Genomic DNA, 470 nt, shown 5'->3' with positions numbered 1-470 from the left:
GCCCGATATCGTGGCCTTCCTGAACGACTTCGTCGATTTCAGCCATGACCTTGTGTTGAAGGATCGCTATGCGCGGGAAATCCTGCGCCTGCTGATCGCCGAAGCAAGCCGCTTTCCGGACCTCGTCGACGAGCATACATCCGAGTTCCTCGACCCGATCTGCGATCATCTGCAGCAGAGATTGGTTCAGGCGGCGAAGGAGGGCACGATCAGACAGTCGCCCGTGATCGATTTTCCCGATCTTCTGCTCGCGCCACCCCTGGTCCTGAACATCTTCGTCCTGCTCCTCGCCGACCGCCAGGACGCCGAAGCCAAGGCCCGCATCGCGGCGGCGAAGGATCTGCTGCTCAACGGCTTGCTGCCGAGGCGGTGATGTCGCCATTGAACGACTATGCAGATTTAAAATGTGTCCCACGGTTTTCCGACAAGAACATACGACGAAACAGAGGACAGGCGCGGCAGCTCCCTTC

The 470-nt window shown here is 59.1% G+C and carries 1 protein-coding gene; it reads left to right on the top strand.

All coding sequences use genetic code 11. The annotated features are described in order from the left end of the window. On the top strand, positions 1 to 373 hold a 373-nt coding region (locus AC1D0P_RS29075; RefSeq protein WP_477679907.1), incomplete at its 5' end, for a TetR/AcrR family transcriptional regulator C-terminal domain-containing protein. Between the last annotated feature and the right edge of the window lie 97 nt (positions 374 to 470).

The organism is Polaromonas sp. P1_G2, from assembly GCF_056405515.1.
Note: the sequence above shows the minus strand (reverse complement) of the source record. Positions and strands in the feature narration are given on the sequence as shown.